The sequence below is a fragment of the Rhizobium sp. RAF56 genome (genome assembly GCF_052113965.1).
Taxonomy (GTDB): Bacteria; Pseudomonadota; Alphaproteobacteria; order Rhizobiales; family Rhizobiaceae; genus Rhizobium.
The window spans coordinates 54,749-74,358 of the sequence record NZ_JBFRDU010000007.1 but is presented as its reverse complement, the minus strand read 5'-3'; the positions used below and the strand labels follow the sequence as shown (position 1 = coordinate 74,358).

The window sequence follows — 19,610 nt, the reverse complement described above, 5'->3', positions numbered from 1 at the left end:
ATCGTTTGATAGCCAGCCCGACGCCTCTGCGGTATCGTTCGCTTGCGCCCGAGCCCAGCGATCATCACGTTTGGCAGCCTGAATCAGATCCACATTTTCGGCCAAGCATCATGACGTCATCGTGACGCCGCTTTATTGGCGAGATCGAGTGCACGTTTCGGATTTCCGGGAGATCGATATGGGCCAGGACGTACAACTACTGCCGCTTCTCATCAGCGTTCTCGGGATCGCTGGAATTGTCGTTTGGCATTTGCAGGGTCCGGGCCGTCCGACCGCCCGCCTGATCGTCCAGATCGGCTTCTTTCTGGCCATGACTGCCGTGCTCGCCACTGCGCGCATTGTTCCCTTCCGTTTCGATCCAGGGGATCTCAGCGGTGCGAATGCTTTGTTCGTATCAGCGAAGATACTTTGGTGGGTCCATTTGTCGTGGGCCGTGATCGGCTTCGTTCGCATCTATATCGTCCTCGACCATCGTCCGAGAGAGGCGAGGCTCATTCAGGACCTGATCGTCGCCGCCGTCTATCTCGGCGTCTTGCTTTCGATCCTGGCTTTCGTGTTCGGCGTTCCGATCGGGACTTTGCTTGCCACATCAGGGGTCATTGCGATCATCCTCGGTCTTGCGCTTCAGAACACGCTGAGCGACCTGTTCTCGGGCATCGCTTTGACGCTCGGTCGCCCATATGTCATTGGCGACTGGATCCTTCTCAGCGACGGCACGGAGGGCAGGGTCGTAGCTTCGAACTGGCGTTCGACGTATCTGCTCACCGGCGCTCACAACATCGTCGTATTGCCAAACAGCGTGCTGGCGAAACAGGGGCTTACGAACGTCAGCCGACCCGACGAGAACCATCAGATTGCTCTATCCGTTCGCGTGGCGCCGACCGTTATGCCGCGATCGATCGTCGAGGTCATGCATGCCGTTCTCGATAGCTGCAATGTCATCGCAAAGGAGCCCGCGCCGACCGTCGGTCTCGTCGGCATCGACGCAAGCGCCGTCACCGTCGAACTCTCATTTCGTGTTTCCAGCCCGGCCCAGCGCGGCGCCGCGCGCAACGAAGTCATCGACCTCGTGTACCGGCATTGCAAGGCGAGCGGGTTGCACCTGGCGATGCCTCCGGAGAGTCCCATCGCCGTCGGAGAGGTTTCGCGACATGTCTCAGGTCGCCCGACGCCGATGGCACAAAGCCTCATCGACGCGATCCCGATATTCTCGGTCCTGAGCCAGGATGAACGCGATGCGCTAGCAGGCTCGGCCACGAAACGCGATTTTGGCGCCGCGGCGGAGATTGTGAGCGAAGGGGACTCCCTTAGCAGTCTGATGATCGTGAGATCCGGCATCGTGATCATGAAGAAAGGCGATGACGAGATTGCACGCCTGGCACCCGGAGACTTCTTCGGCGAGGAGGGCTTCCTTGCCGGTACGAAAGAGAAGCATGGGCTGCAAGCGCTGACACGCGTAACTGTATTCGAAATCGATCAGACCGCGTTTGCACCGCTGTTGCGGGAGCGCTCGGAACTCGCTGAAGATCTGGCGCTGCACCTGGCGAACCGGGAAGCGATCGGCGAGAACTCGGGGGTACCAACAATCCAACACGAGCGGCGAAGGCTAGACCTTCTCGACGCAATACGATCGATATTCCGGATGCATCGGGAATACTCGAAGCCTTAGCACCTGAGGCATCCCGCTCTTGGCGTCGCGGCATACGAATGTCCTAAAACGATGCATATATGACGTTTGAGACTCAGCCTTGCAATCCCATATTGCTACCATTGGATCAAACGTCCCGCTACGCAGCGGTCGAAAGTTCCGAAGAGCACATCAACATAGCGTCGCCTTTGGCTGCGCAAAGCGAGGAAGTTATGAAAACGCTTCTAAAATCCATGGCCTATGCTGCCATCCTCATCCCCGCCCTGGCTACGATCGTCCCCCAGCAGGCGATAGCGGCAGGCCAGATAGTCAGAGAAGGAGAAGGGATCGTTACGCAGCTCGGCGCGCACGTCTCTGCAGTGACCTACTGGGTCGCCGGACCAAAAAGCTGGGACGTCGTCACGACGATCGATCCTCTGGTCGGCGACGAGGCAGTAAATGACGGTCGCGCCATACTCCGTTTCTCTTCGCAACTGTTGCCCGGACAGTCGCAGACAATTTCAATTCCCGCTGTTAAGGGCGCCCAACTTCCGCTTCTTCTGATCCGACGCGTCACCGACAGCATCGAGGTGGAGACGGCGCCGACCTTGTCGGATTGACGTGTGGTGCCTGAAGGTTGCGGGACCGATCGGACCCCTGTTGCCGCTGTAAAACGTTAGCGCAATGTGAATCAGCGTCGACCGCTGACCCAGAGCCGACTGTGATTAAGTGCATGAGATGTTTAGAAAGTATAGGTAGGCGAGGGGTCTCTATCGGCGTCGATCGTGACCCCGCTCAGTTTGGTGTCAATCCAGGCGGCAAAGTGGTGGAACTCAGAAAGAAAGAGCGAGCCGCGGGTGACGAACTCGCCCTTCAAGGTGCGTCCACAGGTCCGGTGTGTGACGTGGGAGTTGAGAGGTACAAGTAGGGGGGACACCTCTCCTGGAACGTCCGGCCTCGTCCAATAGCGCGGCCAAAATTTAGCAGCGCCATAGTTAACGAAAACTATCAAGTGGAGCGAAGATGCGCCGCTAGAACCTACCTCTTTGGACGTAGGCGAGCCTGTTTTGTAGGCCTTTTGTTCTTTAGGCAAAGGGAGGCCGGCGTCGCAGCCGCCCCCTCGAAGATTATTTCTTCAGCTTCGAATAATCGAGCTTCGGTGCGTTCGACAGGTCGTCTTTGGTCGTATCGACGAACCCTTTCCAAGTCCCGTCCTGATCGGCCAGCGCAATTGATGCCGGATCGATGACGACGTAGCTTTCGCCAAGTCCAAGGAAGCCGCCTACACTGGCGACAATGCCAATGACCGATTTTCCGTCGCCGATTACGATGTCGGAGACTTCGCCGATTTTCTCGTTCTGCTTGTTGTAAAGATCGACGCCGACGAGCTTCGACGTAACGAGGTCGGTGTCCTGGATATTGACGTACTTCAGCGGCATCGTGGCGGACGTACCCATCGCGATTCCTGGACCAGCCAGTATCGCGTCGGATCCTGTCGCGGCGGTAGATTGTGCGAAGGCGGCTCCGCTCAGCATCGTAAGGGTCAGGGCGGCGACAATCGGACGAAAATTCATAGGCAATCTCCTGTATCTACCCGATGAAGAGGCGTCTTCAGCGTGGCGGGAGATAACTGCGAGCCTTATCGTTTGTTCCCAAGTATTTGATATTTGTTGGAAAGTCGTTAGCCAGCAGGTGCTAGCGCGTGTTCGGTCTCACTTGTCAGCCGCATCGCCGCTACATATCGCTGGAATTCGCCTTGGCTTCGCCGGTCATCAGCTTGTTTATGAAATCGAGCTTAGCGACGACCGGTGGCGACAAAATGAACGGATAAGTGTCCGGCTGACCCATGCTTCGCTGGATCGCGTTGATCGCAACGCTCAACGGAATCCAGGCATCCATCAGTTGCTGTGCGCTCGGGGCGTTGTAGGGGTCGAAGTTTACGTCCGCCGCCAATTCCTTGTATCCGTGGGGATTGATCACCATTCCGAACGCGCGCGCGGTTTCTAGTGTGTCAACGGCGTGCAGCAAGTGGGCAAAGCACTCAGCGAAATCCTCCCAAGGATGGGCGCTTGCGTAAGCCGAGACAAAGCTCTCCGTCCAGCCCGGCGTCGGACCCGCCTCGTAATGGCGCTGGAGCGCGGCATTGTAGTCCGCGCGCTCGTCTCCGAAAACGGCCCTGAATTCCTCGAATGCTCCACGGTCGCGAATAAGCTTGTTCCAAACGAAGTGACCCGTCTCGTGCCGGAAGTGGCCGAGAAGCGTACGGTAGTGCTCGTGCATGTACGAACGGGCGAGTTCCCGTGTCACGTCGTCGGCTTCCGCCGCGCGTATCGAGATAGCGCCCTCGTCGTGGCCCGTCATTGCAGCGACGATGCTTCCATCCGCTGCGATCGTGTCCTCCACAAAGTCGAAAACCAACCCACCTGCCGGATCCTCGTTGCGGTCAGGATGAGGAATGCTCCAACGGAGCAGCGAGTAGAACAGATGTCTTTGCGCCTGATTGATACCATGTAAAGGCCTCGAACCTGAACCAAGTTCCGAGTTGTGAGTTACCATCGGCGGCAAGCGGGTTCACTGGCCGCGGACCTAGTCAATGATGAAATGTCGTCGCATTAAGCCGTATTCGCATATCTGAGCACTTGTAATCGAAACCGGTTCGGCGTTCCGAGCATACGCACGCCGCGCGCCGGGTTTTAATCGGAGACTCGAATGTTCCAGGCATCGTCCAATCTGAAAGTCCTGCGCGAAGTCCTCTGCGACCATCTCGAGCTTCCGGACCACTTTCTCGGCGTTCATGCGTTTTTCGACGGAGACACAATCTTCGCGCGCGACGTCGTCCAGGTGAATTACGAACTGATACCGTTTCCAGTCGATTTCGAGAGGGTCTGGGACTGGTTCAAGGAGCAACTGCGCGGCCCTCCTGAGCAGGAGACCTTCGTCTACGAACTTGGTTTCGGCATCGAGCACGAAGAAGACCCCGTCAGAGATAGACTGGTCGAAATCACGCGCGGATCGGGAATGACTGTCTGGATGATGGATTTCGCGCACCAGACTCCGACCGACGGCAGGCGGTTCGTCGTCGTCACAATCCCGGACAAGAAGCGCGTGCGGGAGTTTCGCGAAACCCTGCACGGAAGACATATCGGAGCGGAAACGTGAGGGCGTCGGGCGTCCGCCTTTTTCCTGCCGGACTCTCTCGCAATGAATGTTCGCAGGAGGCCTGCGATGCTGGATGGAGACGAAGCAAGTTACGTTGAACTGACAACACGCCTGCGGTCCGTGGAATCCTTCTGCGACTTCCTAGCTCACGGCGGAAGAGTGCGCATTGCCGCGACCGAAGGCGCGCCATTCGCCGACGTCACCCCGGAAATCCTGCTTCGCCAGAGGCGCGAGGCCGACAAGCTCAGACGGACGCGGCGCCACTTGTTCCCAGAACGTGCCGATGAAGACTTTCAGGTGGCCCTATACAGCAGTCACTAGCACTAACGCATCGCTAGTAGGTCAGCTTGGGATACCAGTCCGTTCCACGTCCTTCCGGTGTCATATCCAAAATATTCCACAGCGGTGCAATGTCCACCGCACCGCGGGGATCCTGTCCCGGATCGGCTGCTTCGGCAGGCATTTCACCATTGTAGAAAACACGTATTTCGCCGCCGTTCCTCCGATACACGGTGAAGCCTGGATACTCGTTGCCTTCATTGTCGAGCAGGCCCAAGTCCCGCGCATAGTCATCGCCAATCGTCTGCACGAAGTCGAGATCACGCCAGCCACGTTCCATCGCGAACGCCCTTTGGCGCTCGACCGGGCTGCGCCCGAGCACCTTGAACGCAACGCGCTGCTTGACGTCGGCGCCGTTTCCATTCGCGCCGCCAAGAAAGTTTGTGCACATCGGGCAGGGTCTCTCACGTTGAGGACCGTACATCCAAAAATAGGTAACGAGCGTGTCGTGAGCACCGAACAGGCCGACCAGACCGACCTCGCTCCCGTTTTCATCCCTGAAGCGATAGTCCTTTTCAACGACCGGTCCGGGAGGCAATTCGCGGCGTTGTTGGGCAAGCCGCGTAAGATGGCGACGCGCTTCGATCTCCTCGGCAAGCAGAGCTGCACGGGCGTTTGCGTATTCACCGCTTTCATTCGCAAACCGGGACCTTCGTTTTGCTGCAAGGTCTTTGGCAGGTATCAAGTTTTCGGATTCCATTACGTCGCTCCCTTTTCGTCGGTTGCCGGCAGCCGAGCGTGCCGCCGAGTCCATTTGCCGACAACGAATGAAGGCCGAATTTGTTCTTGGCCATCGGAATGAGATTGCCGCGATAGCTAAGCCAGGCTGTTCGTACCGAGTGAAATCTCACTTGAGGCTAACGCGCCCTCCAGCCACGGCAATGGGCGCCATTCATCTTCTCGCGAATGAGCTTCTGCTCGCTGGTCGTTTTAGTCGTGGTGGAGGCCTGGATTTGGTCAAGCAACCGATGCTGAACACTCTTCACCTCGCCGGCGATCAACTGTTCCTGCGTGGACGTAGAGGGCGCGGCTCACGTCGCAGGGTAAGGCCTCGGTCTAATCTGAGACCCCCCGCTATCGGCGCGGTGCACTTGCCTCAGGGCGCCCGTTAGGCGACGATCCGGACCAACGCAAAACTGGGGCTCCCTAATGCAGCCGCTTTCTAACGTCCTCATCGCCCATCCCGAACTAGCACTCTTCCTTGCCTTGGCTATCGGCTATTTAATCGGCAAGCTCAGGTTCAGGAGCTTTACCCTCGGCTCTGTTACCGGCTGCCTGATCGCCGGGGTCCTCATCGGCCAGACAGGCGTGGTCATTTCTGCTGACGTCAAGCAGGCCTTCTTTCTTCTCTTTCTTTTCGCGATCGGTTACCGGACCGGTCCACAATTCTTCCAGAGCCTGACCGCTGATGCCTTGCCGCAGATTGCGGTCACGGTGACCTTCTGCGTTGTGGCGCTTGCTATTGTGCTGGTGTCTTCTGTACTTTTTGGTCTCGATGTCGGCACGGCGGCCGGTCTGCTCGCCGGAGGCGCAACGGAATCCGCCACGGTCGGCGTTGCGATCGACACGTTTCAGAAGACCGGAGCGGAAGAGGCGGTGCGTCGCGCTTTCGAGGCGAACGTCGCAACCGCCTTCGCGGTCTCCTATTTGGTCGGCGTGATCTCGGCGATCGTGATGCTGTCGCAGGTAGCGCCGCGTTTGCTACGCCGCCCGCTCACGGAAGCCTGTGCGGAACTCGAGAGCAAGCTGAACGCGCCCTCGGACGGGCAGACGACTGGGCAGTCGGCTCGGCGCGCGGTCGAGGCCCGAGCGTTCCGCATCAATGAGCGCTGGGTCGGCATGACCGTGGCCGACGCCGAGCGTAAGATTCCGCCCGACGTTAAGGCTTTTGTCGGACAGGTTCGCCGCGGCGACGAAATCATCATGGCGACGCCCAATTTGAAGCTCGAGGAGGGGGATGTCGTCTCCATAGCCGGTCTGCGTGGCTATATCGTGGAGCATGCGAAGGACATCGGCGAAGAGGTCGACGACAAGGATCTGCTCGACGTGCCTGTCGACATCGCCGATATCGTCGTCAGCCGGCGCGAGATTGCCGGCAAGACGATCTTCGAGCTCAACCGCCTGCCTGCGGCGCGAACTGTCTTCCTGCGCCGCTTCAGTCGCTCGGGCGCAGAGATGCCGGTATATGGTGGCCTGAAGGTTGAGCGTGGGGACGTCTTGACCATGGTCGGCACGCCAAAGCATATCGCCGACGCCGCGGCGGTGCTCGGTTATGTCGACCGACCGACGACCGAAACGGACATGGTCTATGTCGGCGTCTTCATCTTCCTAGGCGGGTTGATGGGCATTCCTGCGCTGAGGTTGGGCGCACTCGAGCTTGGCCTCGGCGTGGCGGTCGGCACTTTGGTCGGCGGGTTGATTGCAGGCTGGCTGCGTTCGCGGGTGCGCTATTTCGGCTTTGTACCGGCAGCGACGCTCTAGCTGTTCGATTCGCTGGGTCTTTCGGCTTTCATTGCCTGCGTCGGCATCTCGGCGGGGCCGAGATTCCTGGCCGGCCTTATCGAATCAGGGCCGGCATTGGTTCTTGTACCGATCGTTGTCGTCGTACTCTCGCACGGGGCCGCCGTTCTGGTCGGCAGCCGCATCTTCAAGATGAACGAAGGCGTGCTTCTTGGCACTTGTGCCGGCGCCGGCACCTCGGCTCCCGCGTTGGCCGCCATCCAGGACGTGGCCAAGAGCCAGGTGCCGACGCTCGGCTACGGGCTTGGCTATGCCATCGGCAACATGCTGCTCGCTCTGTGGGGCGCAATCATAGTCACCGCGCTAGGGTGAGGCGGGGCGGTGCGAAAGTTGCCGACACGGCCTCTCGTTGTACTGAAGCTCGGTCCGAACGGGGCGCTAGTTCGCGGCTCATGAACCTTGGCCTCAGCGCGGACCTAAATCTGCGATTTTAGCTCAAAATGAATCGCAAACTTCTGGCGCGCTTTGTGAAAACAACAGCCTAGCTGAATCGCTCTTGATTGGTCTTCATGCTTGGCATTGCGTTTGACGCCGCAGTGCTTACATGCAACGGAAAGCGGGAATGAAAGTGAAACAAGGGTTTGACGATGGCCGGGCTGTTGAAGAAGCTGATGCCGAAATGGTTGCGCAAGAAGGGGATCGTGATCCCCGTCGTGCGCATGAGCGGGGTTATCATGGCCGGCGGCAGCGCGTTTCGGCCAGCGCTTAACCTTTCCGGCGTCTCTCAAGCGCTCGAAAAGGCCTTCGCCATGAAGGACGCGCCCGCGGTCGTCATCGCCATCAACTCGCCCGGCGGCTCGCCCGTGCAGTCGCGGATGATCTATAGCCGCATTCGCGAGCTGGCGCGCGAGAAGCAGAAGAAGGTGCTGGTGTTCGTCGAGGATGTGGCGGCATCGGGCGGCTATATGATCGCCCTTGCGGGCGACGAGATCATCGCCGACGCCACCTCCATCGTCGGCTCGATCGGCGTCGTCTCGGGCGGCTTCGGCTTCCCGGAACTCCTCAAGAAGCTCGGCGTCGAACGTCGCGTCTACACCGCCGGCGACAACAAGGTCATCCTCGACCCCTTCCAGCCGGAGAAGGAAAAGGACATCGAATATCTGAAGGGCCTGCAACTCGAAATCCATCAGGTATTCATCGACATGGTGCGGGAACGCCGCGCCGCGAAACTCAGAGCCGATGACGGCACCGTGTTTTCCGGTCTCTTCTGGAGCGGGACGCGCGGGCTCGCGCTCGGCCTGATCGACGGGCTCGGCGACATGCGCCAGGAGTTGAAGAAGCGCTACGGCGCAAAGACGAAGCTGGAACTCATCACGACCCCGCGCAGCCTGCTCGGCCGCAAGGCGCCGGGCATAGTTTCGCTGGACGGGATCGGCGCCGAGCTCGTATCGGGCCTTGCGGAAGCGGCGGAAGAAAAGGCATTATGGTCCCGCTACGGACTGTAACTGAAAGACCCGAGGCATGCCGCAACTCATCTTCCTCCTGATCGCCATCGCTGCCTGCTGGCTGTTTTTCCGCCGCTTCACCCAGGATGCCCAGCGCCTGTCGAGAAAGGCGCACCGCCGCCAGCGCGAACGCCGCACCGGCGCCATGGGCACATTGGTGAAAGACCCGAAGACGGGAGAGTATCGCGTCAAGCGCGAAGATGAATGAGCAATCCCGCAGGGTAAGCGGTAGACGGCTGCGATTTCCCTATTGCCGTTCTCTGATCCGAGCCATCCAGTCGCTTCCGGCGTAGCTCACGCAGAGGACGAAGATCGTTTGGGGCTCCTCGCTGACCGTGAAGCAAATGACGCCTTTCTCAGCGGCAGGAATTGCGCGTAGGTTGTCGTTAAACGCGGCGCGAGCTGTTCCGACATACGGAAAATCGCAGAGATTGCGCATCACGAGTTCGATTTCGCTTAGCTTTCTGTGAGCGACATCAGATCCCGCATAATCTTCTATGAGTAGGAAAATCTTAAAGAGATCGTCCGCTACGTGCGGGTGATACTGAAGTCGATATCGCGCCATTATTTCTGCGATCGAGCTTGGATGCGAGACCGCACACGCTCGAAAACGTTGTCCTCGTCCATCGATACCCACTGATCCCTAGGCAGTTTCATCCGCTCGCGGATTTCATCCTCCATTCCCGAAAGGGCGTCGGTCGTTAACCGCTCGTCATGCATCATCTGCTCTATGCCTGCCTCGATAACGTTCGATATGGACGGATATCCACCACTCTTGACCATTTTCTCGGCAAATTCCATGTGCCGGGCGGAAAGCGTAATCGTCGTTTTCACGGTCATCGTCCGGTCTCCTTTTCAGACGTGACGGTAACACCGGACTTGCGCGCGGACAATCAAGACAAGATGCGCAGCACAAACGCCGCGCCAGCGCCATGGGCACACTGGTGAATACCGCGTCAAGAGCGAGGACGAGTAGCGGAAATTGCCCCCCTCGTGTCTCCATGACATACTTTGTCCAAGATATATTATGGAGGGTCGAATGCCGGTTGCGAAGTTGGATGACGTCGTGATCCATGTGGCCGAGGGACCGGCCTTAGAAATCCAGCGAAACGACACCAGGCGCGCGGCGCTTGAGCGGATCAGGGCGTTCAGGCTGAAACTCCCGGTGGATTGGAAGTTCGATCGCGATGAAGCGAACGAGCGATGAACGACTGCCTGATCCCAAGCGAAAAGCTCAACCTCTTTTGCCTTTTTGCAAAAGTCTTGACCCTTGTCCGCCGCCATGGCACCTGTCGCGCTCGTTTTTCGAGAACTCGGACCCGATCCCATGACCGCTGCTTCCATCCCCGATCATATGAACCCAAAGCGCTCGTTCCAGGCCCTGATCCTGACGCTGCACAACTATTGGGCCGACAAGGGATGCGCGGTTCTTCAGCCTTATGACATGGAAGTAGGCGCCGGCACCTTCCATCCGGCAACCACGCTGCGCGCGCTTGGCCCAAAGCCCTGGAAGGCCGCCTATGTGCAGCCGTCACGACGTCCCTCCGACGGCCGCTACGGTGAAAATCCGAACCGTCTGCAGCATTACTACCAGTACCAGGTCATCCTGAAGCCGAACCCGCCGAACCTGCAGGAGCTCTACCTCGGTTCGCTGGCCGCAATCGGCCTCGATCCGCTGCTGCACGACATCCGTTTCGTCGAGGACGATTGGGAGAGCCCGACGCTCGGCGCATGGGGCCTCGGTTGGGAGTGCTGGTGCGACGGCATGGAAGTGTCGCAGTTCACCTATTTCCAGCAGGTCTGCGGCATCGAATGCTCGCCCGTCGCCGGCGAACTGACCTATGGGCTGGAGCGGCTCGCCATGTACGTCCAGGGCGTGGACAACGTCTACGACCTGAACTTCAACGGCCGCGACGGCGACGAAAAGATCAGCTATGGCGATGTCTTCCTGCAGGCAGAGCAGGAGTATTCGCGCCACAATTTCGAATATGCCAACACCGAGATGTTGCATCGGCATTTCATCGATGCCGAGAAGGAATGCCAGGCGCTGCTCGCCGCCGGCGCGCCGGGCGATAGCGCCAACCAGCGCCTGCACAAGTGCGTCTTCCCGGCCTACGACCAGTGCATCAAGGCGTCCCACGTGTTCAACCTGCTCGACGCACGCGGCGTGATCTCCGTGACCGAGCGCCAGAGCTACATTCTGCGCGTGCGCACGCTGGCGAAGGCCTGCGGGGAGGCATTCCTGCTGACGGATGCCGGCGGTGCCAACTGGAAGGCCGAAGCGGCCTAAGCCTTTGAACTTCGCCAGGCGCTTGGTGCTTCCAAAAAGTTGCAAAGCCGCTTAGTCTCCGGGCGATTTTACAATCGTCCGGGGGATTTAAGTATGTATATCATTCTCGCGATCATCGTCGTCGCGGCGCTTTACGGCATCATGGTCTATAACGGCCTGGTCCGCGCCAGGCAGATGGCGGAAGAGGCATGGTCGGGCATCGACGTGCAGTTGAAGCGCCGCGCCGATCTGATTCCGAACCTGATCGAGACGGTCAAGGGCTATGCCGGCCACGAAAAGACGACGCTCGAAGAGGTGGTGAAACTTCGCAACCAGGCGCAGGCGGTGCCCGCTGGCGATGTCGCCGCGCGCGGGCAGGCGGAAGGTCTGCTCGGCGCCGCGCTCGGTCGCGTCATCGCCCTTGCCGAAGCCTATCCGGACCTGAAGGCCAACCAGAATTTCGTGGAACTGCAGCGCTCGCTCGAAACGATCGAGGGCGAAATCCAGATGTCGCGGCGCTATTACAATGGCGCCGCCCGCGACCTGAACGTCAAGGTCGAGAGCTTCCCGTCCAATCTCGTCGCCGGCCAGTTCGGCTTTGCCAAGCGCGAATATTTCGAAATCACCAACGAGGCTGATCGCGCCGTTCCGACGGTCAAGTTCTGACTTTCGGATTCGGCTTTGACAGCGTAAAGGGAGGCGATTGCGGGCCGCGGCAGCGGTCCGGCGCAACCTGCCGATTGAAGAGAATGATGATGGCCAGATCCGAACTGAGGATTATCCCCCCGGGCAAGCCGCTTTCCGGCCGCGCCATGCCGCCCGGTTCGAAGTCGATCACCAACCGCGCCCTGCTGCTCGCGGGTCTCGCTGAAGGCAGAAGCGTGCTCACCGGCGCGCTGAAGAGCGACGACACGCTCTATATGGCCGAGGCGCTTCGCGCCATGGGCGTGACGATCGAGGAGCCGGATCACACGACCTTCATCGTCACGAGCAGCGGCAAATTGCAGCCTCCGGCAAAGCCGTTGTTTCTCGGCAATGCCGGCACGGCGACGCGCTTCCTGACGGCCGCGGCCGCGCTCGTCGACGGCACCGTGGTTGTCGATGGCGATGCGCATATGCGCAAGCGTCCGATTGGTGCGCTGGTGGATGCGCTGCGCTCGCTCGGCATCGAGGCGGTGGCCGAGACCGGTTGTCCGCCCGTTACCATCAAAGGTACCGGCCGCTTCGGGGCGGATCGCATCCGCATCGACGGCGGCCTGTCGAGCCAGTACGTGTCGGCGCTTCTGATGATGGCGGCCGGCGGCGAGCGGCCGGTCGACGTGGAACTGACCGGCGAGGATATCGGCGCGCTCGGCTACATCGACCTGACGACGACGGCCATGCGGGCCTTCGGCGCGAGCGTGGAGCGTACGAGCCCCGTCACCTGGCGCGTCGAGCCGACCGGCTATCGCGCCACCGATTTCCTGATCGAACCCGACGCATCGGCGGCGACCTACCTCTGGGCGGCGGAAGTGCTGACCGGTGGCGCGATCGATCTCGGCACGCCCGCGACCGAATTTTCCCAGCCCGACGCCCGCGCCTATGAGCTGATCTCGAAATTTCCGCATCTGCCGCCGGTCATCGACGGATCCCAGATGCAGGATGCCGTGCCGACGCTTGCCGTGCTCGCAGCCTTCAACAAGACGCCGGTGCGCTTTACCGGCATCGCCAACCTGCGCGTAAAGGAGTGCGATCGGGTACGGGCGCTTTCCACGGGCCTGTCCGGGATCCGGTCGGGGCTTGGAACGGAAGAGGGCGACGACCTGATCGTCGCCTCCGATCCGACGCTTGCCGGCCAGAACCTTTCGGCGCGTATCGACACATTCGCCGATCACCGCATCGCCATGAGCTTTGCGCTTGCCGGGCTGAAGGTCAGCGGCATCACCATTCTCGATCCGGATTGCGTCGCCAAGACCTTCCCGGCCTATTGGCGGGTGCTGGCTTCGCTGGGGGTAACCTATGCGGACGACGGAGACTGACGACACTCGGTCCCCTCTGCCGTGTACGCGGTGAGGGGTGTCCATACAAATGCGGCGGAGGACGATCTATCGATGCGGTGGCTATCCGGGCTTGTTCTTGCCCTCTTCGTCTTCCTCGTGGCAGGAGCGGCCACAGCCGCCGAAGTCATCAGCGCTTTCGACCAGGCGATCACGCTTGATCGCACCGGTTCGATGCTGGTCACCGAAACGATTGCGGTCAACGCCGAGGGCCGCAATATCCGGCATGGCATCTTCCGCGACTTCCCGCTGACCTTCACGGATGCTTCCGGCCGCACGGCCAGCGTGGAGTTCGAGGTCCAGAGCGTGGAGCGCGACGGACAGGCAGAGGCTTGGCGCAGCGAAAGCGTCAGCGGCGGCATCCGCATCTATATCGGTTCGTCGGACGCCTACGTCGCGCAGGGGCCGCATACTTACCGGCTCACCTATCGGACCGACCGGCAGATCCGCTATTTCGACGATCACGACGAGCTTTACTGGAATGTCACCGGCAACGGCTGGCTGTTCCCGATACTGCGGGCGACGGCGGCCGTCAGCCTGCCGCCTGGGGTCGAACCTCAAGAGATCGCCTTCTTCACGGGACCTATCGGGGCCAAAGGCAAGGACGCACGCGCGAGCCGTGAGGCAGACAGGGTCGTCTTTGCGACCACCCGGCCGCTTGCGCCCGGCGAGGGGCTGACGATTGCGCTGAAGCTACCGAAAGGCGCGATCGCCGCGCCGAGTGCTTCCCAGGAGCGGCTGTGGTTCCTGAAGGACAATCTCGGCGTCATCATCGGCTTCGGCGGCTTGATCCTCGTCTTCGCCTACTATCTGCGCAGCTGGGTGGCGGTCGGGCGCGATCCGGCGCGCGGTGTCATGGTGCCGCGCTGGGATGCGCCGGACGGTATCTCGCCGGCGCTCGTCAACTACGTCGACAACAAGGGCTTTTCCGGCGCCGGCTGGACCGCGCTTTCGGCGACGGCCCTCGATCTCGCGGTCAAGGGCTATGTCGTCCTCGAGGATCTGCAGAGCCGCATCATCATCCGCCGCACCGGAAAGGCTCCGGTCGCAAAGCTTGAAAGCGGCGAGAAGGCGCTTCTCGACACGCTCGGGGCCGAAGGTTCGACGCTTGCGATCGACAAGTCCAACGGCGAGAAGGTGCAGCGCGTCGGGCAGACCTTTCGCAGCGCCATCGAACGAGAGCATCGCGGACAATACTATCGCGCCAACACGCTCTATGTGGTGGGCGGCGTCCTGCTTTCGATCGCAACCTTCGCCGGCATCATCCTCTTCGGCCGGCTGCATGAGGACGCCCTGCCGCTGATCGTGGTGCCGGCTTTCCTTTCGATCTTCGCCACGGTGATCGCAAGCTCGCTGGGCCGGGCCTTTCGCCGCGGCGGCAGCCTCGCCTCGCGTATCTTCTCGGTGATCGTCTTTGCCTTTATCGGCTTCGTCGCGGTCTCGATCTTCGCCGGCGTCACGGCCGGGATAGCAACGACCTCGGCGGGACGCGAAGAGCTGCCGCTGCTGGTCGCCATCGTCGGCATCTTCGCCCTCAATTTCGTCTTCTATTTCCTGATGGGTGCGCCGACGCCGATCGGCACGAAGCTGATGGACGGCATCGATGGGCTGAGGCAATATCTGACGCTGGCCGAACGCGACCGTATGAACATGGCCGGCGCGCCGACGATGTCGCCGCAGCACTTCGAAAAGCTGCTCCCCTATGCCGTGGCGCTAGGCGTCGAAAAGCCCTGGTCACGCGCCTTCGAGACATGGCTCGCGGCCGCCGCCGGCGGGGTAGCCGCCGCCTACGCGCCCGGCTGGTACGTCGGAAATTTCGGCCATTTCTCCGATCGCATCGGCGGCTTCTCCTCGTCCATGGCCTCGACAATCGCCTCCACCATTCCCGCACCGGTATCGAGTTCCTCATCGGGCTTTTCCGGCGGCGGCGGATCTTCAGGCGGCGGCGGAGGTGGCGGCGGCGGGGGAGGGTGGTAGGGTTTACCTCCGTCGGAAGGATGGAAGAACCGGATGCCGTCCTCGACACGATATTTGCGGTTGTGCAGCAGCGCCAAATTTTGCTAGCAGAAGCCGACCGTTTTCAGCCCAACCCGGCACAGCGTGCCGGCCCTCCTAGAAGGGAGGGTGAGGAACCATGATATGCCCGATCTCCTTCTTGAACTTCGCTCCGAGGAAATCCCCGCACGCATGCAGCGCAAGGCTGCGGGCGATCTGCGCAAGCTCGTCACCGACGCGCTGGTGGAGGCTGGGCTGTCCTATGAGGGAGCGCGGGAGTATTGGACGCCGCGCCGCCTGACGCTCGACATCCGCGGCCTTTCGGCGCGCTCCGCCGATGTCCGCGAGGAACGCAAGGGACCCCGCACCGACGCGCCGGAAAAGGCGATCGAAGGGTTCTTGCGCGGCGCCGGGCTCTCCTCGATTGCCGAGGCGCAGGTGCAGAGCGACCCGAAGAAGGGGGATTTCTATGTCGCCGTGGTTTCGAAGCCGGGGCGCGGCGCCGAGGAGATCGTCGCCGACGTCATGCCCGGTATCATCCGCGATTTCCCCTGGCCGAAATCCATGCGCTGGGGTGGGGCGTCGGCAAGGACCGGCGCGCTGCGGTGGGTCCGCCCGCTGCAGTCGATCGTCTGCACCTTCGGTACGGAACATGAGGAAACGGCGGTCATTCCCTTCGAGATCGACGGCATCACCGCCTCGAACATCACCTACGGCCATCGCTTCCATGCGCCGGAGGCGATCGTCGTCAAGCGGTTCGACGACTATGCGGCGAGCCTCGAAAAGGCCTTCGTCATTCTCGACGCCGAGCGGCGCAAGGACATCATCCTGCACGACGCCCGCGACATCGCCTTTGCCAACGGCCTGGAACTGGTCGAGGACGAGGGATTGTTGGAGGAAGTCTCCGGTCTCGTCGAATGGCCGCAGGTGCTGATCGGCACCTTCGAGGAAGACTATCTGACGATCCCGTCAGAGATCATCCGTCTGACGATCAAGACGAACCAGAAGTGCTTTGTCACGCGTCGCCAAGGCGGCGAGACGCTGTCCAACCGGTTCATCCTCGTCTCGAACATTCGCTCCAGCGATGGCGGCAAGGAAATCGTCCACGGCAACGGCAAGGTCGTGCGCGCCCGCTTGTCCGACGCGCTGCATTTCTGGAAACGCGACCAGGGTGACCTGCCGGATCTCGATACACTTGGCGCTTCGGCCGCCAAATTCGGCCTCAGTCTCAAGAAGCCGCTGGACCAGCGCATGGCGAAGCTCGACGCGCTGAACGTGACCTTCCATGCCAAGCTCGGCAGTCAGGGCGAGCGCGTCCAGCGCATCCGCACCTTGGTTGCGGAACTGGCGAAGATCAGCGGCGCCGACGCCACGCTCGCCGATCGCGCCGCGGTTCTCGCGAAGGCCGATCTGCGCACGGAAGCGGTCGGCGAGTTCCCCGAACTGCAGGGCTTGATGGGCCGCAAGTATGCGGCGCTGCAGGGCGAGGATGCGTCTGTCGCAACAGCGATCGAAGACCACTACAAGCCGCAAGGCCCCTCCGACCGCGTGCCCGACGACAAGGTGGCGATCACGGTGGCGCTCGCCGACAAGCTCGACACGCTGATCGGCTTCTGGGCGATCGACGAGAAGCCGACGGGATCCAAGGATCCGTTCGCCCTGAGACGGGCGGCACTGGGCGTGGTCAGGATCCTCTTGGAGCGCCGCATCCGCTTGCCGCTTCTGGCGGTGACGAAGGATGCCGACCTGCTCGCCTTCTTCCATGACCGCCTGAAAGTCTATCTGCGCGATCAGGGCGCGCGCTACGACCTGATCGACGCCGTGCTGACATCCGAGGCAGACGACCTCTTGATGGTTGCGCGCCGCGTCGAGGCGCTGACGGCGTTCATCACCTCGGAAGACGGCAAGAACCTGCTTGCCGGTACCAAGCGCGCGACCCAGCTTCTTGCCGCCGAAGAGAAGAAGGGCACGGCAATCGCCGACGGCGTTTCCGAGGCGTTGCTGAGACTTGATGCCGAGAAGGGCATGTATGCCGCCATCGTGAAGGCATCCGCCGAGGCTTCCGATGCCATCGCGAAGGAAGATTTCCGCTCGGCGATGGAAGCGCTGTCGAAGCTGCGTGCCCCCGTCGACCGTTTTTTTGAGGAAGTGCTCGTCAACGACGAGGACGCCGCCATCCGTGCCAATCGCCTGGCGTTGCTGCGCTTGATTCGCGAGGCGACCGGAACGGTTGCCGACTTCTCGAAGATCGCGGGATAGAGGGACCGATGACCGGGGAAATCCTGGTCGGGACCGAGCGTTTGGCTCCGGCGGTTCGATCGTAGCTTTGCTTTGGCTCAATGCAAACCGGTCAGGGCCGCAGCTCGAGGCCGCTGAGATCGAATGTCTTCGGCGTGGCGGCGGTTGCTGCGTGCGCGGGCGCGGGCGAGATTGCCATCGTTGACGATGGATCGATTTCATCGCCTGCAAGGCCGGCCGCGGCCAGCGTCTCCGGCGTCGGCTTCGAGATCATGACGACCGGGGAGCCGCCCATCCAGGCTTCGGTGCGCGCGATCTTCTTCTCGCCGTTGATGTCGCGGAGCTCCACCCTCTGCGTGCCCCGGGGTAGTTCCGGCACGACATAGAGCCTCTTCACGATGGGCACCACAAGCGGCGGGCAGTCGCTGCAGGACTTGGTGACGATGCTGTCCGCGCCGACGCCCTTCATCTGCGTGATCGGTTCAATGGACGACGCAACGGCCGATTGACCAGCCATGATCACGGCAAGGCCCAGAATGATGCGGCGCATGAAAATCCTCCGAACTCGGTTTCGAAGGGAGAATATCCAAGCTTTATTGCCACTCCGTCAGGAGAATTGGTAAATTTTTATCGTATAATTCACGGATCGATATCGATCGACGTCAGCCGTTCTCGCGTTCGATCGCCCGCCAGCCGATGTCGCGGCGGCAAAAGCCGTTTGCCCACTCCACCTTGTCGGCAAGGGCATAGGCGCGGCTCTGCGCCTGACCGACACTCTTTCCAAGAGCCGTGACGTTGAGAACGCGGCCACCGGTCGCGACAAGCTGGCCGTCCTTCACGGCCGTCCCGGCATGGAACACCTTTGCGCCGTCGCTGTCCGCCGGCAGGGCCGCGATCGCGGTGTTCTTCTCGTAGGCACCGGGATAGCCCTTGGATGCCATGACGACGGTCAATGCCGCATCGTCATGCCATTCGACGCTTGCCTCACCGAGCGTGCCCTTGGCGCAGGCGTAAAGCAGCGGCAGCAGATCGCTCTTCATCCGCATCATCAGCACCTGGCACTCCGGGTCGCCGAAGCGGACGTTGTATTCGATGAGTTCGGGGCCCTTCGCCGTGATCATCAGGCCGGCAAAGAAGACGCCCGAGAACGGATGGCCGCTTTCGGCCATGCCGCGCATCGTCGGCTCGATGATGTCCTTCATGGTCCGCTCGACCATCTCGGGCGTCATCACCGGCGCCGGCGAATAGGCGCCCATCCCGCCGGTGTTGGGGCCGGTGTCGCCGTCGCCGACGCGTTTGTGATCCTGCGCGGTCGCGAGCGCCAGAACGTGACTGCCGTCGCAGAGGCAGAAGAAGCTTGCTTCCTCGCCATCGAGGAAGGCTTCGATCACCACTTCCGCGCCGGCCTCACCGAAGGCGCCTTCGAAACAGTCGTCGACAGCGGCCAGCGCCTCATCGACGGTCATGGCGACGGTTACGCCCTTGCCGGCGGCAAGCCCGTCGGCCTTGACGACGATCGGCGCGCCCTCCGCGCGGATATAGGCCTTTGCCTTCGGCGCGTTGTTGAAGCGCTGATAGGCGCCAGTCGGAATGCCGTAGCGGGCACAGATATCCTTGGTGAAGCCCTTCGAGCCCTCGAGCTGGGCGGCCGCGGCCGAAGGGCCGAAGACGGCAATGCCAGCCTCGCGCAGGCGATCTGCAAGGCCCGCCACCAGCGGCGCCTCGGGGCCAACGACGACGAAGTCGATTGCCTTGTCGCGGCAGAAAGCGATGACGTCCGGGTGACTTTCGGTATCGATGGCGACGAGCGTCGCGTGCTCGGCGATGCCGGGATTGCCCGGTGCGGCGAAGAGTTCGGTGAGGAGAGGCGATTGCGCCAGTTTCCAGGCCAGCGCGTGTTCGCGTCCGCCGGATCCGATCAACAGAAGTCTCATGGGTCTGCCCTCTCTCTACGCGGCACTTCAGCGCCTCGTCTGGCGGTT

19 protein-coding genes and 1 pseudogene are annotated in these 19,610 nt (G+C 61.3%); 14 read left to right on the top strand and 6 right to left on the bottom strand.

Going from position 1 to position 19,610, the window contains the following annotated elements:
• The first annotated feature begins 178 nt into the window (after positions 1-178).
• Positions 179-1,669, top strand: coding sequence for a cyclic nucleotide-binding domain-containing protein (locus AB4048_RS07775; protein WP_442201355.1), 1,491 nt, complete (start codon positions 179-181; stop codon positions 1,667-1,669).
• 191 nt (positions 1,670-1,860) lie between these two features.
• Complete coding sequence (locus AB4048_RS07770; RefSeq protein ID WP_442201354.1) at positions 1,861-2,247, top strand: hypothetical protein; 387 nt, start codon at positions 1,861-1,863, stop codon at positions 2,245-2,247.
• Positions 2,248-2,754: 507 nt separating this feature from the next.
• On the opposite strand, the gene AB4048_RS07765 is transcribed toward AB4048_RS07770, so the two are convergent.
• Positions 2,755-3,201: a PRC-barrel domain-containing protein gene (locus tag AB4048_RS07765; RefSeq protein ID WP_442201353.1), complete on the bottom strand. Its 447-nt coding sequence runs from the start codon at positions 3,199-3,201 to the stop codon at positions 2,755-2,757.
• Between the two features lie 160 nt (positions 3,202-3,361).
• A pseudogene (locus AB4048_RS07760) lies at positions 3,362-4,171 on the bottom strand (zinc-binding metallopeptidase family protein); the annotation flags it as partial.
• Between the two features lie 165 nt (positions 4,172-4,336).
• Between AB4048_RS07760 and AB4048_RS07755 the strand changes: the two are divergent.
• Both AB4048_RS07755 and AB4048_RS07750 read left to right on the top strand, forming a co-directional pair.
• Positions 4,337-4,786, top strand: coding sequence for a hypothetical protein (locus AB4048_RS07755; RefSeq protein ID WP_442201352.1), 450 nt, complete (start codon positions 4,337-4,339; stop codon positions 4,784-4,786).
• A 66-nt stretch (positions 4,787-4,852) separates the two neighbouring features.
• Positions 4,853-5,107: a hypothetical protein gene (locus tag AB4048_RS07750; protein ID WP_442201351.1), complete on the top strand. Its 255-nt coding sequence runs from the start codon at positions 4,853-4,855 to the stop codon at positions 5,105-5,107.
• Between the two features lie 13 nt (positions 5,108-5,120).
• On the opposite strand, the gene AB4048_RS07745 is transcribed toward AB4048_RS07750, so the two are convergent.
• The gene (locus tag AB4048_RS07745) at positions 5,121-5,825 is read right to left on the bottom strand and encodes a DUF899 family protein (RefSeq protein ID WP_442201350.1); all 705 of its coding nucleotides are present in this window, start codon (positions 5,823-5,825) and stop codon (positions 5,121-5,123) included.
• Positions 5,826-6,274: 449 nt separating this feature from the next.
• Here AB4048_RS07745 and AB4048_RS07740 point away from each other — a divergent pair, with 449 nt between their 5' ends.
• The 4 genes from AB4048_RS07740 (at position 6,275) to AB4048_RS07725 (ending at position 9,298) form a co-directional block, all read left to right on the top strand.
• Positions 6,275-7,606 carry a TrkA C-terminal domain-containing protein gene (locus AB4048_RS07740; RefSeq protein ID WP_442201349.1) on the top strand — a complete coding sequence of 444 codons (1,332 nt, stop codon included), beginning with the start codon at positions 6,275-6,277 and terminating at the stop codon, positions 7,604-7,606.
• Entirely contained in the window at positions 7,607-7,957 is a 351-nt protein-coding gene (locus tag AB4048_RS07735) for a hypothetical protein (protein WP_442201483.1), read from the top strand.
• A gap of 275 nt (positions 7,958-8,232) precedes the next feature.
• Positions 8,233-9,090, top strand: coding sequence for a S49 family peptidase (locus tag AB4048_RS07730; RefSeq protein WP_442201348.1), 858 nt, complete (start codon positions 8,233-8,235; stop codon positions 9,088-9,090).
• Positions 9,091-9,106: 16 nt separating this feature from the next.
• Complete coding sequence (locus AB4048_RS07725; RefSeq protein WP_442201347.1) at positions 9,107-9,298, top strand: hypothetical protein; 192 nt, start codon at positions 9,107-9,109, stop codon at positions 9,296-9,298.
• A 356-nt stretch (positions 9,299-9,654) separates the two neighbouring features.
• Here AB4048_RS07725 and AB4048_RS07720 read toward each other — a convergent pair whose 3' ends face one another.
• Complete coding sequence (locus AB4048_RS07720; RefSeq protein ID WP_442201346.1) at positions 9,655-9,930, bottom strand: ribbon-helix-helix domain-containing protein; 276 nt, start codon at positions 9,928-9,930, stop codon at positions 9,655-9,657.
• Positions 9,931-10,129: 199 nt separating this feature from the next.
• On the opposite strand from AB4048_RS07720, the gene AB4048_RS07715 reads away from it, so the two are divergent.
• From AB4048_RS07715 to glyS, 6 genes are all read left to right on the top strand, one after another.
• Positions 10,130-10,297 carry a hypothetical protein gene (locus AB4048_RS07715; protein ID WP_442201345.1) on the top strand — a complete coding sequence of 56 codons (168 nt, stop codon included), beginning with the start codon at positions 10,130-10,132 and terminating at the stop codon, positions 10,295-10,297.
• A gap of 120 nt (positions 10,298-10,417) precedes the next feature.
• The gene (locus AB4048_RS07710; protein ID WP_442201344.1) at positions 10,418-11,380 is read left to right on the top strand and encodes a glycine--tRNA ligase subunit alpha; all 963 of its coding nucleotides are present in this window, start codon (positions 10,418-10,420) and stop codon (positions 11,378-11,380) included.
• 93 nt (positions 11,381-11,473) lie between these two features.
• A complete protein-coding gene (locus AB4048_RS07705; protein ID WP_442201343.1) occupies positions 11,474-12,025 on the top strand; it encodes a LemA family protein in 552 nt (183 codons plus the stop codon).
• Between the two features lie 86 nt (positions 12,026-12,111).
• A complete protein-coding gene (locus AB4048_RS07700; RefSeq protein WP_442201342.1) occupies positions 12,112-13,377 on the top strand; it encodes a 3-phosphoshikimate 1-carboxyvinyltransferase in 1,266 nt (421 codons plus the stop codon).
• A 72-nt stretch (positions 13,378-13,449) separates the two neighbouring features.
• Entirely contained in the window at positions 13,450-15,372 is a 1,923-nt protein-coding gene (locus AB4048_RS07695) for a DUF2207 domain-containing protein (RefSeq protein ID WP_442201341.1), read from the top strand.
• Between the two features lie 162 nt (positions 15,373-15,534).
• Positions 15,535-17,649 carry a glycine--tRNA ligase subunit beta gene (gene glyS, locus AB4048_RS07690; protein ID WP_442201340.1) on the top strand — a complete coding sequence of 705 codons (2,115 nt, stop codon included), beginning with the start codon at positions 15,535-15,537 and terminating at the stop codon, positions 17,647-17,649.
• A gap of 91 nt (positions 17,650-17,740) precedes the next feature.
• Here glyS and AB4048_RS07685 read toward each other — a convergent pair whose 3' ends face one another.
• Positions 17,741-18,178, bottom strand: a complete 438-nt coding sequence (locus AB4048_RS07685) for a plant virulence effector HPE1-like domain-containing protein (RefSeq protein WP_442201339.1) — start codon at positions 18,176-18,178, stop codon at positions 17,741-17,743.
• A 112-nt stretch (positions 18,179-18,290) separates the two neighbouring features.
• Positions 18,291-19,562, bottom strand: coding sequence for a phosphoribosylamine--glycine ligase (purD, locus tag AB4048_RS07680; protein ID WP_442201338.1), 1,272 nt, complete (start codon positions 19,560-19,562; stop codon positions 18,291-18,293).
• Positions 19,563-19,610 lie beyond the last annotated feature (48 nt).

Bases quoted from the DNA above. Each gene is read 5' to 3' on its own strand.
- AB4048_RS07775 (WP_442201355.1), top strand. From the start codon at position 179: ATGGGCCAGGACGTACAACTACTGCCGCTTCTCATCAGCGTTCTCGGG.
- AB4048_RS07770 (WP_442201354.1), top strand. From the start codon at position 1,861: ATGAAAACGCTTCTAAAATCCATGGCCTATGCTGCCATCCTCATCCCC.
- AB4048_RS07765 (WP_442201353.1), bottom strand. From the start codon at position 3,201: ATGAATTTTCGTCCGATTGTCGCCGCCCTGACCCTTACGATGCTGAGC.
- AB4048_RS07755 (WP_442201352.1), top strand. From the start codon at position 4,337: ATGTTCCAGGCATCGTCCAATCTGAAAGTCCTGCGCGAAGTCCTCTGC.
- AB4048_RS07750 (WP_442201351.1), top strand. From the start codon at position 4,853: ATGCTGGATGGAGACGAAGCAAGTTACGTTGAACTGACAACACGCCTG.
- AB4048_RS07745 (WP_442201350.1), bottom strand. From the start codon at position 5,825: ATGGAATCCGAAAACTTGATACCTGCCAAAGACCTTGCAGCAAAACGA.
- AB4048_RS07740 (WP_442201349.1), top strand. From the start codon at position 6,275: ATGCAGCCGCTTTCTAACGTCCTCATCGCCCATCCCGAACTAGCACTC.
- AB4048_RS07730 (WP_442201348.1), top strand. From the start codon at position 8,233: ATGGCCGGGCTGTTGAAGAAGCTGATGCCGAAATGGTTGCGCAAGAAG.
- AB4048_RS07725 (WP_442201347.1), top strand. From the start codon at position 9,107: ATGCCGCAACTCATCTTCCTCCTGATCGCCATCGCTGCCTGCTGGCTG.
- AB4048_RS07720 (WP_442201346.1), bottom strand. From the start codon at position 9,930: ATGACCGTGAAAACGACGATTACGCTTTCCGCCCGGCACATGGAATTT.
- AB4048_RS07715 (WP_442201345.1), top strand. From the start codon at position 10,130: ATGCCGGTTGCGAAGTTGGATGACGTCGTGATCCATGTGGCCGAGGGA.
- AB4048_RS07710 (WP_442201344.1), top strand. From the start codon at position 10,418: ATGACCGCTGCTTCCATCCCCGATCATATGAACCCAAAGCGCTCGTTC.
- AB4048_RS07705 (WP_442201343.1), top strand. From the start codon at position 11,474: ATGTATATCATTCTCGCGATCATCGTCGTCGCGGCGCTTTACGGCATC.
- AB4048_RS07700 (WP_442201342.1), top strand. From the start codon at position 12,112: ATGATGGCCAGATCCGAACTGAGGATTATCCCCCCGGGCAAGCCGCTT.
- AB4048_RS07695 (WP_442201341.1), top strand. From the start codon at position 13,450: ATGCGGTGGCTATCCGGGCTTGTTCTTGCCCTCTTCGTCTTCCTCGTG.
- glyS (WP_442201340.1), top strand. From the start codon at position 15,535: ATGCCCGATCTCCTTCTTGAACTTCGCTCCGAGGAAATCCCCGCACGC.
- AB4048_RS07685 (WP_442201339.1), bottom strand. From the start codon at position 18,178: ATGCGCCGCATCATTCTGGGCCTTGCCGTGATCATGGCTGGTCAATCG.
- purD (WP_442201338.1), bottom strand. From the start codon at position 19,562: ATGAGACTTCTGTTGATCGGATCCGGCGGACGCGAACACGCGCTGGCC.